This is a genomic window from Nonomuraea sp. NPDC050556 (assembly GCF_044457355.1).
GTDB lineage: Bacteria > Actinomycetota > Actinomycetes > Streptosporangiales > Streptosporangiaceae > Nonomuraea.
The window spans coordinates 516,836-528,692 of the sequence record NZ_JBITGU010000005.1 but is presented as its reverse complement, the minus strand read 5'-3'; the positions used below and the strand labels follow the sequence as shown (position 1 = coordinate 528,692).

The window sequence follows — 11,857 nt, the reverse complement described above, 5'->3', positions numbered from 1 at the left end:
CCCGTCAAGCCGCCTGTCGAGGGCGGGACGGGGGTGGACCCACCCGCGTTCCACTGGCACTCCCGCATGCTACGCCTGGCGACAGGCACCCCTCTAGCGTGATTATTGACAGGCACCTCTTGGCAGGAGGACGCCGTGGATGAGGATCTGCCCAGCGGACCGCGCGTGATCGTGGGCGTCGACGAGTCTCCGGCAGCGCGATGGGCGCTGGCGTGGGCCATCGGCGCTGCCCGGCTGAGACGGATGGCGCTGGTCGCCGTCCACGTCAGCAGGGCGCCCATCCACCCCTTCTCGGAGACGTTGCCGGTCAACCACGCGGCCAGGCTCGACGAGCAGGACCGGAGCTCCGACCTCGTCGCCCAGGCGTTCGAGGAGGTGGCCGGCGGCGTGCCTGACGATCTCAGGCTCACCGTCGCGACCAGGCTCGGCGAGCCCGGCTACCACCTCGTACAGCTCGCCCGCGAGATCGACCTGCTCGTGCTCGGCCGCAGCCGGCGCAGTCTGCTCAGCCGCATGCTGCTGCCCTCGACCAGCATGTACTGCGCGCGGCACGCGGAGGCGACCGTGGTCCTGGTGCGGCTGCCGGTGAGCCCGACGGAGGAGCAGCTCGCTACCGAGCGCTCGCGCCGCCTGTGGTGGACCGAGTGAGCAGCCGCAGGCCCTCACGGATGCGCTCCAGGGGGATGCGGCCGTAGCCGAGCACCAGGCCCTTCCTGTCCGGAGGCCCGGCGTAGTAGCTCTCCAGCGGCTCGACGGCCACCCCGGCGGCGCGCAGCGCCGCGTGGTCGACGTCGTCGCGCATCACGCACACGTGCAGCCCGGCCGCCGAGGGGACGAGCCCCTCCAGGCCGTCCACGATGGCCGCGTGGCGCGCGCCGTACACCTTGGTGGCCTTGCGCACGTGCCTGGCCAGCAGGCCCTCGTCGATGAACCTGGCCAGCGCCGCCTGCGAGGCGGGCTCGCCGTGCCAGTCGGTGAGCTGCTTGGCCGTGCTCAGCGCCTCCTGCAGCGAGGCGGGCGCGACCAGGAAGCCCAGGCGCAGCGAGGGCAGCAGCGTCTTGGAGAAGGAGCCGACGTAGATGACGCGGCCGCTGCGGTCGAGGCTCTGCAGCGGCTCCAGCGGCCGGTCCTCGAAGCGGAACTCGCTGTCGTAGTCGTCCTCGATGATGACGGCGTCGCGCCGCTCCGCCCATTCCAGCAGTGCCGTACGGCGGGCCAGCGACATCGGCGTGCCCAGCGGGAACTGGTGCGACGGCGTGACGTAGACGAGCCTGGCCTCCTTGGGGATCGCCGTCACATCGAGCCCCTCGGCGTCCACCGGCACCCCGGTGACGTTGGCGCCGAGCGACTGGAACAGGCGCCTGGCCGGCGAGTAGCCGGGCTCCTCGACGGCCACGCAGTCGCCCGGCTCGATCAGCACCCGGCCGATCAGGTCGAGCGCCTGCTGCGCCCCGTGCGTGACCAGCACGTCGGAGGCCGCAGCCCGCACCGCGCGTGAGATCCCGAAATAGCGGGCGATGGCGGCGCGCAGGTCGGCGTGCCCTGCGGGGTCGCCGTAGACGCCCAGCCGCGCCCGCAGCTCCCTGGCCACGAGCCTGCGCCAGGTCGCCTCGGGGAACAGCTCCGTGTCCGGCGTGCCGACCCGGAAGTCGTAGGCGGGCGGGCTCGGCCAGGCGCTGACCAGCGCGGGGATCGTGGCCCACAGCGCTCTCGGCCGCACCCCGCCCCGCGGAGCGCTGCGTTTCCTGGTGTTGACCAGGTCGGCGCAGACGAACGTGCCCGCGCCCGCCCTGCCCTCCAGGAACCCGTCGGCGACCAGCCGGTCGTAGGCGACGGCGACGGTGTTGCGCGACACGTCGAGCCGCTGGGCCAGCTCGCGCGTCGGCGGCAGCCGTTCGCCGTTCCTGAGCCTGCCGTCGAGGATGGCGTCGCGGAGCTGCCGGTAGATGCGGGCGCCCAGGTCACCGCGGCCTTCGAGGCTGATGTGCACGTCCATCTTGGCCCAATTATTTCCTGGGAAATTGGAACTTACAACCAGCCAAGCCAGGGCCTAGATTGGCGTACATGACGACAGAACGCATGGAACTCGGCTCATTGATACCAGAAGCGTACAAAGCGATGGCAGGCCTGGACCGCGCGGTCCGGCACAGCGGGCTGCCCAAGCCGCTGCTCGAACTCATCAAGCTCCGCGCCAGCCAGATCAACGGCTGCGCCTACTGCGTCGACCTGCACAGCTTCGACGCGATCAAGGGCGGCGAGCGGGACGAGCGGGTCTTCCAGGTCGCGGCCTGGGCTGAGTCGCCCGCCTTCACCGAGCAGGAGCGGGCGGCGCTGGCTCTGACCGAGTCGGCCACCAGGCTCAGCGAGGGCGGCGACCGGGTGCCGGACGCCGTGTGGCAGGAGGCGGCCAGGCACTTCTCGCAGGAGGACCTCGCGGCCCTCGTCGTGGCCATCGCCACCATCAACGCCTGGAACCGCATCGGCGTGGCCACCCGCATGACCCCAGAGTCGTTCAAGGGATGAACCCGCGCCGCGCCCTCACCCTGGCCCAGCTGACGAACGCGATCGGCGACGGCGCCTACATCGTCACCTCCACCCTGTACTTCACCAGGGTGGTCGGGCTGTCACCCACCGAGATCGGGCTCGGTCTGACCATCGGCTGGGCGGTCGGCACGGTGCTCGGCGTCCCGCTCGGGCACCTGGCCGACCGGCGTGGGCCGCGCGGGGTCGCGGTGCTGCTCGCCCTGGCCACGGCTGCCGGCGTGGGCTCATTTCTCGTGGTCCGCTCGTTCCCGCTGTTCCTGCTGGCCGTGTGCCTCTACGCGAGCGCGCAGAGCGGGCTGACCGCCGCGCAGCAGGCGCTGCTCGCTGGCCTGGTGCAGCCGGGCGAGCGTACGCGGGTGCGTGCCGTACTCCAGTCGACGGGGAACGCGGGCCTGGCGGTCGGCGCCGGGCTCGGCGGCCTGGCGCTGTACTTCGACACGCCGTTCTCGTATCTGGCCGTGCTGGGGATGGACGCGGCCAGCTACGTGATCGCGGCCTTCGTGCTGCTGGCGCTGCCGACCGTGGCGGCCGTTTCCTCGGTCAAGGGTGAGCCCAAGCTGGCCGTGCTGCGTGACCGGCCCTACGTGGTGATCACCATGCTCAACACCGTGATGCTCTTCTACCGGCCGTTGATCAGCCTGGTCCTGCCGCTGTGGATCGTGGAGCGCACCGACGCGCCCGCCTGGACGGTCTCCGCCGTGCTCGTGGTCAACACGCTGAGCGTGGTGCTGTTCCAGGTGCGGGTGGCCGGATGGGTGCGCGACCTGGCCTCGGCCTCGCGGATCATGTTGCTGGCCGGGGGTGTGCTGTTCGCCTCGTGCCTGGTGTTCTCCTGGGGCACCACGGCCTGGATCATCCTCGCCGCCGCCGTCCTGCAGGTGATCGGGGAGATGATGCTCGCCTCCGCGTCGTGGGAGATCAGCTTCGGGCTGGCTCCGGCCGACAAGCAGGGGCAGTACCAGGGGTTCTTCGGCACCAGCACGACGATCGCCAGGATGGCCGGGCCGGTGTTGCTCACCGGGCTGATCCTGGGCTGGGGGACCGGTGGGTGGCTGGTCCTGGGTGGGATGTTCGCGGCGGCGGGCGCCCTGATGGGGCCCGCCGTCCGCTGGGCGTCGCGTGCGCGGCTACTTGAAGCGGCGTAGGCGCAGGCTGTTGCTGACCACGAAGACGCTGGAGAAGGCCATGGCCGCTCCGGCGATCATGGGGTTGAGCAGGCCGAGGGCGGCCAGGGGCAGGGCGGCCACGTTGTAGGCGAAGGCCCAGAACAGGTTGCCCTTGATGGTGCTGAGGGTCCTGCGCGACAGCCTGATGGCGTCGGCCGCCACCCGCAGGTCGCCTCTGACCAGGGTGAGGTCGGAGGCCTCGATGGCGGCGTCCGTCCCCGTGCCCATGGCCAGGCCGAGGTCGGCCTGGGCGAGGGCGGCGGCGTCGTTGACGCCGTCCCCGACCATGGCCACGCTCTTGCCCTCGGCCTGGAGCTTCTTGACCACGTCGACCTTGTCGGCGGGCAGCACCTCGGCGATCACCTGGTCGATGCCGACCTCTGCGGCGACGGTCCTGGCGACGGCCTCGTTGTCGCCGGTGAGCAGCACCGGGGTCAGACCCAGCTTCCTGAGCTGAGCGATGGCTTCCTTGCTGGTGGGCTTGACGGTGTCGGCGACCACCAGCACCGCGCGCGCCTTGCCGTCCCACCCAACGGCGACCGCGGTACGGCCCGCGTCCTGCTCGGTCGTGAGGGCGTTCTTCAGGTTCTCCGGCAGGTGCTGCGACCACTCCTCAAGGAGCTTGGGCCGCCCGACCAGGACCGCGTGGCCGTCCACGATGCCCTGCACGCCGAGTCCTTCGACGTTGGCGAAGTCCTCGACCGTCGCGGTCGACGCCGCCGCCTTGGCGATGGCCTGGGCGATCGGGTGCTCGGAGGCGTGCTCCAGCGCTCCAGCCAGCAGCAGCACTTCCTCGCGGTTCTCGCCCTCGGCCAGGTGCACGTCGGTGAGGGTCATCTTGCCCTCAGTGACGGTGCCGGTCTTGTCCAGCACGATCGTGTCGATCCTGCGGGTGGACTCCAGCACCTCGGGGCCCTTGATCAGGATGCCGAGCTGGGCGCCGCGGCCGGTGCCGACCAGCAACGCGGTCGGGGTGGCCAGGCCCAGCGCGCAGGGGCAGGCGATGATCAGTACGGCTACCGCAGCGGTGAACGCAGCGCCCACACCGTTGCCGGTGCCCAGCCAGAAGCCCAGCGTGCCCACGGCCAGCGCGATCACGATCGGCACGAAGATGCCGGAGATGCGGTCGGCCAGGCGTTGCACCTGCGCCTTGCCGGTCTGGGCGTCCTCGACCAGCTTGGCCATCTGGGCCAGCTGGGTGTCGGAGCCGACCCGGGTCGCCTTCACGATCAGGCGGCCGCCCGCGTTGACCGTCGCCCCGGTGACGCCGTCGCCAGGCTTGACCTCCACCGGCACGGACTCGCCGGTGAGCATGGAGGCGTCGACCGCTGACGTGCCCTCCTCGATGACGCCGTCGGTGGCGATCTTCTCGCCGGGCCGGACGATGAAGGTGTCGCCGACCTTCAGCTGGTCGGTGGGGATGCGGCGGCCGTCGGCGAGCTCGACCTCCTTGGCGCCCAGCTCCAGCAGGGCGCGCAGGGCGGCTCCCGCACGGCGCTTGGAGCGGGCCTCGAAGTAGCGCCCGGCCAGGATGAACGCCGTCACGCCTGCGGCGGCTTCGAGGTAGATGTTGGCCGAGCCGTCGGTGCGGGCGATGGTGAACTCGAACGGGTGGGTCATGCCCGGAGTGCCCGCCGTACCGAAGAACAGCGCCCACAGCGACCAGGCCAGCGCGGCGATGGTGCCGATGGAGACCAGCGTGTCCATGGTGGCCGCGCCATGGCGCAGGTTGGTCCAGGCCGCCTTGTGGAAGGGCCAGCCCGCGTAGACGACGACCGGGGCGGCCAGCGTCAGGGACAGCCACTGCCAGTTGGTGAACTGCAGCGCCGGGATCATCGCCATCGCGATCACCGGCACCGCCAGCACCACCGAGGTGATCAACCGGGCCCGGAGGGGCTGCAGCTCGTCCTGCTCCTCCTGCTCCTTTTCCTCCTTGGGGAGCGCCGCCGTGTAACCGGCCTTCTCCACCTCGGCGATCAGCAGCTGGGGGTCGATGCCGTCGGGGAAGGTGACCTTGGCCTTCTCCGTGGCGTAGTTGACCGTGGCGGTCACTCCGTCCATCTTGTTCAGCTTGCGTTCGATGCGGTTGGCGCATGACGCGCAGGTCATGCCACCGATCGAGAGTTCAGTCTGGGAGGCCATCACCATTCCCCCTTTCAGGTGTATCAGTGACCGTGCGGCGCTTCTGGCGCCGCCCCGTGTCCGTCTTTATCGGCTTTTGCGGTGAAGTCTGCGGTGCGGACCTTGTCGCCGTGCTGGAAGTCCAGGAACAGGCGGTAGTCCCCGCGTGAGGGTACCTGGGCGTAGAACACGATCTCCGGCCCCGCCTTCGTGCTCTCCTCGGGGTGCACGTGCAGGTAGGCCAGGTCCCCGGCGCGCAGCGCGACCAGGTGGCCGAACGCGCCCAGGTAGGGCTGCAGATCGGTGACCGGCTTGCCGTCCTTGGCCACGCTCAACGTCAGCTTGCTCGCCTGACCGGGAACCAGGTCCCCGTCCAGGGTCACCGTGTAACCGTCGATCGTGGAGCTGCGGCTGACCTGGGGGAGCGGCTTGGGCTGGAAGTCGCCCGCCGCGAACAGGTCCGCGCCCAGCGTCAACCCGGTGCCACCGGTGGGGGCGAAGTCGGCGAAGGCCCGGTAGTCGCCGGCCTGCGGCACGGTCAGCTTCACCGTCCACACCCCGTCGGCCGACTCGACCGGGTGCAGGTGCTGGAAGCTGGTCAGATCGCGGGAGACCACGATGAAGTGCAGTTTCTTGTCGTGTTGCACCTGGAAGTCGGTCACCGGCTTGCCGTCGGGCCCGGTCACGGTGAACTGGAAGTCCGTCGGCTGGCCCGGCTTGATCGCCGAGGTCAGCGGGTTGAGGGTGTAACCGTTCTCCGACACTTGAAGCCCCCCGGGGGTGTCACTCTTCGCCACTGGTTGCGTCTCGTGGGCCTCGCCGTGGGCAGCGGGGGCCTGGGCCGCGGGGATCTCCGACCCCACCGCCCTGCCCAGGCCCAGCGTGCCGCCGAAGACCACGGCAAGGCCAAGCGCGTACGCGCCGAGCTTGGCCGCCGTGTTCATGACTGCCCTGCCACTTCGTATCCCGCCTCTTCGACGGCCTTGGTGATCGCGGCCGCGTCGATCGGGGCCTCGCTGCTCACTGTCAGCAGTCCGGAGGTGAGGTCGACCTCGACGCCGGTGACTCCGGCCACCTCGCCGACCTCCTCCTTGACCGAGCTCACGCAGTGGCCGCAAGTCATGCCCTTGACGGTGTAAGTAGCGGTGGTCATGTCTCTCTCCTTCTCATCAGGTGCATTCAGCATAACACGGTACCCCCCTAGGGTATTTCAGCGACAGCCTTCTTCTTCCGCATGAATCCCGCGGCGCTCAGCGCGCCGACCGCCGCCACGACCGCGGCCCCCACAAACGCCGCCTGCTCGGAGCCCTGCCCGGTGGCGATCGCCGTCATCACGGCCAGCCCCAGCGCCGAGCCCACGTTGTAGGTGGTGTTCACGATCCCGGAAGCCAGCCCGGCCTCCTCGGGGCGCACCCCGGACATCGCCGACATCATTGCCGGGATGTACGCCAGGGACATGCCGACCGCCGCGATCAGGCTCGCCGGGAGGACGTTGGTGACGAACGACCCGTCCGCCCCGACCAGGCTCAGACCCGCGATCCCCACAGCCAGTACGGCGAGGCCGGCCACGATGAGCGGCTTGGCGCCCAGCCGTCCGAGCAGCCGAGCCGTGATCCCCACCATGAAGATCATGACCGCGACCGTCATCGGCAGCAGCGCGGCGCCGGAGGCGAACGACCCGTACCCGAGGTCCTGCTGCAGGTAGAGGTTGAGGAAGTACCACATCGGGATCCACGCGGCGCCCAGCAGCGCCATGGCCAGGTTGGCCGCGCCCAGCCCAGGGGTCTTCCAGATCGCCAGCGGCATCAGCGGATCGCGGACGGAACGCTGGATCAGCAGGAAGGCCACCAGCAGCACGGCCGCGCCGGCGCCGGCGATCCAGTTGGCGGTGACGATGGCGTAGACGGCCAGGGCGATGCCCGCCGTGACGGTGATGGCGCCGAACCAGTCGACGGAGCCGCGCTTGCCCTCGACCTTGGGCAGCAGGGCGGGGATGGCCGCCAGCGTCGCCAGGCCGATCGGGATGTAGATGATGAAGACCCAGGGCCAGCTCAGGTACTCGGTGATGACGCCGCCGAGGAACACGCCCGCCGTACCGCCCGCCGGGGCGGCCGCGCCGTACAGGGACATGGCCTTGCCCAGTTCGCGGGGGTTGTGGCCGAACAACATCATCAGCAGGGTCATGGCGGCCGGCGCGATGAGCGCGCCGCCGACGCCCTGGACGGCCCGGCCGGCGATCTCCACCCAGGCGGTGCCCGCGGCGGCCGCGACCACCGATCCTGCGGTGAGGACGACCCATCCGGCGGTGAACACCCGGCGCGCGCCGAGCAGGTCGGACAGGCGGCCGCCGAGCAGCAGGAGGCCGCCGAAGGCGACGACGTAGGCGTTGAAGACCCACTGCAGGCCGCTGTCGGTGAAGCCGAGCTCGCGCTGCATGTCGGGGAGTGCTACGCCGATGATGGACGTGTCCATGATCACCATGAACTGCGCGGCCGCCAGCACCGCGAGCGCCCACCACCTGCGTGGATTGACGGTAGACACGACGTTCTCCCTTCCTTGGATACCCCTATGGGGTATCTCGACGGCGAGGAACGTAACATACCCCCCTGGGGTTTGTCTAACGCCCTCTTGCGTGAGAGGTGTTGATAGCGGAAAGTGTTGGAATGGTGACAGCGCGATTCATCCAAGCGAACGGCCTGCCCACCGAAGCCCGACAGGCCGGATTCGAGGCGAACCACCAACTCCTCTACGTAGCCCGGGTCGCCTACGCAGGCGGGGTCCACCTGGGCAAATACCGCGCCGACTGGTCCAAGGCCGCCATCGCGTACGGCGGGCAGGAGCTCTGGCTCGGCGGCCACGAAGTCTGGGTAGGCCGCCTCAGCGACAATTCGGGCGGAGTTTGGAACGTTCCATCAAGCAGCCCCGACCCGCCCGTAATCTGCGGACGCGAAGCCGACGGCACCCCGCTCTACGCCGCCCGCGGCTACCACAACGGCGGCTGGCACCCGGGCAAGTGGCGCGCCGACTGGACCGCCGCCGCCATCCCCTTCGGGGGAGAGGAGCTGTGGGTCTCCCAGTTCGCGGTCCTCTGCCCGGGTCAGTACATCGACGGAGACCCCATCTTCAGCTGGCAGCTCCCCTGACCGGGAAGAGCCGCGCGAAGGTGTTACGGACCGCCTGCCCGATCGCCGTCCTGGGCACCATGAGCCGGACGTTCACCCCGATCCTCTGCTTCCTGTCCACGAGCTCGCGGTGGCTGTCGTGGTACCGCGCGAACGCCACCTGGTGATCGCCCCCGGCCGCCTCTTCGGCCAGCCGGTACGCCCCGACCAGCGCCAGCTCGGCCCCCGCGCCAGAGGCGGGTGAAGCGCACCAGGCCGCGTCGCCGACCAGCGCCACCCGCCCGGTGGACCACGAGTCCATCCGCACCTGGCTGAGCGCGTCGAAGTAGAAGTCGGGATCGGCGAGCGCCCCCGCGAGCAGCTCCTTGACGTGCCAGCGGGGATCGTCGCCGAACGCCTGCTCGACCAGGCGCTTGTGCTGCGCCACGTCCCGGTGGTCGTAGGCCAGCGGCTTCGAGCGGAAGATGAAGTACGCCTTGGCCTGGTCGTGGTTGCCCGAGCGGTAGACGCCGGCCATCTTGCCCGGCTCGTTGTACATCGTCACCCAGCGGTTCTCGCCGAGCGCGCCGTCCGCGTTGGCGAACGCGAAGTAGTGGTCCCGGTGCCGGATGAACCGCTCCTCCGGCCCGAAGGCCAGCCGCCTGACCGTTGAATGCATGCCGTCGGCGCCGATCACGAGGTCGAACCGCCGCGCCCGCGCGTGCTCGAAGCTCACGGTCACGCCGTCGGCGTCCTGTTCCAGGTCGCTGATGGAGTCGCCGAAGAGGTACTCGACGTCGGTGGCCTCGTGCAGCAGGGACACGAGGTCGCCACGCATGATCTCGACGGCGCCCGGGTCGCCGATGCCGATCCTGGCCACCGCCCGATCGTCGGCGCCGACGAACTTCATCCCCCGCACGTCGGTGGCCGCGGCCCGCACCTGCGGCATGATCCCCATCCGCTCGACGACGTCGATGGCAGGGCCGCTCACGTCGACTCCATTGCCGCCGGGGCGCAGGCCCGGCGCCCGCTCGACCACCGTGGGCCGGAACCCGTGCCTGACCAGCCAGTGCGCGAGAGTCAGCCCGGCGATGCTCGCCCCCGAGATCAGAATCCTCATCGTGGTTCCCCTTGCGGTACAGTTAAGTGAAATGGACGTTCCACTTGAATATATGGAAGGGGCATTCCAGATGTCAACGCCGGGGCGGCGGGCCGATGCCGTACGCAACAGACAGCTCGCGTTGGAGGCGGCGACCGCGCTGACCGCAGAGCCGGGCGCGTCCCTGACCGTCGAGGCCATCGCCAAGCGGGCGGGACTGGGCGCGGCCACGGTCGTGCGCGCATTCGGCGGCAAGGAGCCGCTCCTGGACGCCGCCGTCTCGGGCCTGCTCGAACCGGTCGTACGGCGAGCCGAGGCGCTGCTCAGGGAAGCCGCCCCCGACCAGGCACTCCGCACCTTCCTCGCCGAGCTGATCGCCTTCCAGTCCGCGCACCACGCCATCAGCGACCACCTGGGCGGGCTGGATCTCCCCGCGACGACGGCGCTGCGCGGGCGGCTGGTCCAGGTGGTGGAGGACATGATCACCGGAGCGCGCGACGCCGGGGTGATCCGTACGGACCTCGACCCGGCCGTCACCAGCGTCCTGGTCGGCCAGGCCGCCTACGCGATCGCCAGGACGAACCCGGCGCCGGAGGGCCTCGCCGACGCGTTCATCACGGTCGTCATGGACGGCCTGCGCCCCGTGAAGGGGCAGGACGACAGCGGTCGCCCTGCCCCTTCGACGGTCACTTGATGATGCAGGGTCTGCCGCTACTGTCCACGCCGCTCGACTCCCTGAGGTTCACCGCCGAGCCCGGCTGAACCGTCGAGCCGCCGCTGGGGCTGGTGAACAGCACGGTGCCGAACACGTCGATGCAGGTGTTGTCGAAGGTCACGGAACCGACCGTCAGACCGGCGTTGGTGATGGTGTTCCGCGCACTCGCGTCGTCGAAGCCCCGCACGTTGGGCACCACGACCACGCCGCACTGCACGATGAACAGCTCCCACGACCTGGCGATCGTCGCGTCCGAGTGGATGACGTCGGTGGTGCGCCCGCCGCCGCCGACCGCGGTGAGGAAGTTGCCGTTGATCGTCTGGATGGCGAACCCGTCGCCGCCCATCCGAACCAGCGCGAACTTCTCCCAGCCCTGGAGCTGGGTGGCGTTGGTGTGAACGACATCGGTGGTCCGCCCACCGCCACCGACCGCGGTGAGGAAGTGCCCGGTGAGCGTCTTGATCCCGAAGTGCACTCCGTCGCCGGCGTCGACGAGCGTGAACCGCTCCCACGAGCGGGCGACGGTGGCGTTGCTGTGGATCACGTCCGTGGTCTGCCCGCCACCCCCGACGGCGGTCAGGTAGTTCCTGGTGTTGACCGTCTGGAACGTACACGTGGTGGGCGTCCCGAACGGCAGGGCGGCCCAGGCGGGTTGACTCAGCCCGACCAGCCCGGCCATGGCGAGCGCCAGACCCGCGATGATGCGGATCGCGCGTCTCAGGTTCATCAGCGTTACTCCCCTGCTAGGGGCCTCATCGTCGAAGCCCTCCACCAGCAGAGGCGTTCCACCCCGATCCACTCCGTTCCGCCCCGTGCACCTATCCCCGCGACACCGTGATCTGTCGCTTCCACAGGAAGGCAGCCAGCAGCATGACAGCCCCCATGGTGATCAGCACGGTGACCGGGATTCGTACGAGATTGCGCACGTCGTCACACCCGGCTAGCTGATCCGTTGCGGCGCTGGTGGCTTCGAAGAATGTCGAACCGCACGGCTCGCCGCCTGAAGTCACGGACATGAGACCGGCGAGAACGCCTGATCCGACCAGCAGAAGGCCGACGAACGCGATCGCTTTGGGAGACATACCGAGTCCTTAGGTGGATCAATCGGAGA

Annotated in this window: 13 protein-coding genes; 5 read left to right on the top strand and 8 right to left on the bottom strand. The window is 69.9% G+C overall.

The annotated features are described in order from the left end of the window. Nucleotides 1–135: 135 nt before the first annotated feature. Nucleotides 136–648, top strand: coding sequence for a universal stress protein (locus tag ACIBG8_RS44890; protein WP_397349393.1), 513 nt, complete (start codon nt 136–138; stop codon nt 646–648). Here the strand turns inward: ACIBG8_RS44890 and ACIBG8_RS44885 are convergent. After that, nucleotides 611–1,996 (bottom strand): PLP-dependent aminotransferase family protein, encoded by a 1,386-nt coding sequence (locus ACIBG8_RS44885; RefSeq protein ID WP_397349392.1) that lies wholly within the window; start codon nt 1,994–1,996, stop codon nt 611–613. The two genes, ACIBG8_RS44890 and ACIBG8_RS44885, sit on opposite strands and share 38 nt — an antisense overlap. 68 nt (nt 1,997–2,064) lie before the next feature. Here ACIBG8_RS44885 and ACIBG8_RS44880 point away from each other — a divergent pair, with 68 nt between their 5' ends. Next, nucleotides 2,065–2,523 carry a carboxymuconolactone decarboxylase family protein gene (locus ACIBG8_RS44880; RefSeq protein ID WP_397349391.1) on the top strand — a complete coding sequence of 153 codons (459 nt, stop codon included), beginning with the start codon at nt 2,065–2,067 and terminating at the stop codon, nt 2,521–2,523. Then, a complete protein-coding gene (locus ACIBG8_RS44875; protein WP_397349390.1) occupies nt 2,520–3,689 on the top strand; it encodes an MFS transporter in 1,170 nt (389 codons plus the stop codon). The genes ACIBG8_RS44880 and ACIBG8_RS44875 overlap by 4 nt, the downstream gene beginning before the upstream one ends. Here the strand turns inward: ACIBG8_RS44875 and ACIBG8_RS44870 are convergent. Genes ACIBG8_RS44870 through ACIBG8_RS44855 form a run of 4 tightly spaced genes read right to left on the bottom strand, consistent with a single transcriptional unit; the run spans nt 3,672 to nt 8,372 of the window. Next, nucleotides 3,672–5,852, bottom strand: a complete 2,181-nt coding sequence (locus tag ACIBG8_RS44870; RefSeq protein ID WP_397349389.1) for a heavy metal translocating P-type ATPase — start codon at nt 5,850–5,852, stop codon at nt 3,672–3,674. The genes ACIBG8_RS44875 and ACIBG8_RS44870 overlap by 18 nt on opposite strands. A 23-nt stretch (nt 5,853–5,875) precedes the next feature. Next, nucleotides 5,876–6,775 carry a hypothetical protein gene (locus tag ACIBG8_RS44865; protein WP_397349388.1) on the bottom strand — a complete coding sequence of 300 codons (900 nt, stop codon included), beginning with the start codon at nt 6,773–6,775 and terminating at the stop codon, nt 5,876–5,878. Continuing rightward, the gene (locus tag ACIBG8_RS44860) at nt 6,772–6,984 is read right to left on the bottom strand and encodes a heavy-metal-associated domain-containing protein (RefSeq protein ID WP_397349387.1); all 213 of its coding nucleotides are present in this window, start codon (nt 6,982–6,984) and stop codon (nt 6,772–6,774) included. The genes ACIBG8_RS44865 and ACIBG8_RS44860 overlap by 4 nt, the downstream gene beginning before the upstream one ends. Nucleotides 6,985–7,031: 47 nt before the next feature. Beyond that, a complete protein-coding gene (locus ACIBG8_RS44855; RefSeq protein ID WP_397349386.1) occupies nt 7,032–8,372 on the bottom strand; it encodes an MFS transporter in 1,341 nt (446 codons plus the stop codon). A gap of 122 nt (nt 8,373–8,494) precedes the next feature. On the opposite strand from ACIBG8_RS44855, the gene ACIBG8_RS44850 reads away from it, so the two are divergent. Continuing rightward, the gene (locus ACIBG8_RS44850; protein WP_397349385.1) at nt 8,495–8,974 is read left to right on the top strand and encodes a DM9 repeat-containing protein; all 480 of its coding nucleotides are present in this window, start codon (nt 8,495–8,497) and stop codon (nt 8,972–8,974) included. On the opposite strand, the gene ACIBG8_RS44845 is transcribed toward ACIBG8_RS44850, so the two are convergent. Then, complete coding sequence (locus ACIBG8_RS44845; RefSeq protein ID WP_397349384.1) at nt 8,955–10,052, bottom strand: FAD-dependent monooxygenase; 1,098 nt, start codon at nt 10,050–10,052, stop codon at nt 8,955–8,957. The two genes, ACIBG8_RS44850 and ACIBG8_RS44845, sit on opposite strands and share 20 nt — an antisense overlap. A 70-nt stretch (nt 10,053–10,122) precedes the next feature. Here ACIBG8_RS44845 and ACIBG8_RS44840 point away from each other — a divergent pair, with 70 nt between their 5' ends. After that, nucleotides 10,123–10,725, top strand: a complete 603-nt coding sequence (locus tag ACIBG8_RS44840; RefSeq protein WP_397349383.1) for a TetR/AcrR family transcriptional regulator — start codon at nt 10,123–10,125, stop codon at nt 10,723–10,725. Here ACIBG8_RS44840 and ACIBG8_RS44835 read toward each other — a convergent pair. Together ACIBG8_RS44835 and ACIBG8_RS44830 are read right to left on the bottom strand one after the other, a co-directional pair. Continuing rightward, a complete protein-coding gene (locus tag ACIBG8_RS44835; RefSeq protein WP_397349382.1) occupies nt 10,718–11,473 on the bottom strand; it encodes a PASTA domain-containing protein in 756 nt (251 codons plus the stop codon). The two genes, ACIBG8_RS44840 and ACIBG8_RS44835, sit on opposite strands and share 8 nt — an antisense overlap. A 91-nt stretch (nt 11,474–11,564) precedes the next feature. Continuing rightward, nucleotides 11,565–11,828, bottom strand: a complete 264-nt coding sequence (locus ACIBG8_RS44830; protein ID WP_397349381.1) for a hypothetical protein — start codon at nt 11,826–11,828, stop codon at nt 11,565–11,567. Nucleotides 11,829–11,857: the final 29 nt, after the last annotated feature.

Bases quoted from the DNA above. Each gene is read 5' to 3' on its own strand.
- ACIBG8_RS44885 (WP_397349392.1), bottom strand. From the start codon at position 1,996: ATGGACGTGCACATCAGCCTCGAAGGCCGCGGTGACCTGGGCGCCCGC.
- ACIBG8_RS44880 (WP_397349391.1), top strand. From the start codon at position 2,065: ATGACGACAGAACGCATGGAACTCGGCTCATTGATACCAGAAGCGTAC.
- ACIBG8_RS44875 (WP_397349390.1), top strand. From the start codon at position 2,520: ATGAACCCGCGCCGCGCCCTCACCCTGGCCCAGCTGACGAACGCGATC.
- ACIBG8_RS44870 (WP_397349389.1), bottom strand. From the start codon at position 5,852: ATGGCCTCCCAGACTGAACTCTCGATCGGTGGCATGACCTGCGCGTCA.
- ACIBG8_RS44865 (WP_397349388.1), bottom strand. From the start codon at position 6,775: ATGAACACGGCGGCCAAGCTCGGCGCGTACGCGCTTGGCCTTGCCGTG.
- ACIBG8_RS44860 (WP_397349387.1), bottom strand. From the start codon at position 6,984: ATGACCACCGCTACTTACACCGTCAAGGGCATGACTTGCGGCCACTGC.
- ACIBG8_RS44850 (WP_397349385.1), top strand. From the start codon at position 8,495: ATGGTGACAGCGCGATTCATCCAAGCGAACGGCCTGCCCACCGAAGCC.
- ACIBG8_RS44845 (WP_397349384.1), bottom strand. From the start codon at position 10,052: ATGAGGATTCTGATCTCGGGGGCGAGCATCGCCGGGCTGACTCTCGCG.
- ACIBG8_RS44840 (WP_397349383.1), top strand. From the start codon at position 10,123: ATGTCAACGCCGGGGCGGCGGGCCGATGCCGTACGCAACAGACAGCTC.
- ACIBG8_RS44835 (WP_397349382.1), bottom strand. From the start codon at position 11,473: ATGAACCTGAGACGCGCGATCCGCATCATCGCGGGTCTGGCGCTCGCC.
- ACIBG8_RS44830 (WP_397349381.1), bottom strand. From the start codon at position 11,828: ATGTCTCCCAAAGCGATCGCGTTCGTCGGCCTTCTGCTGGTCGGATCA.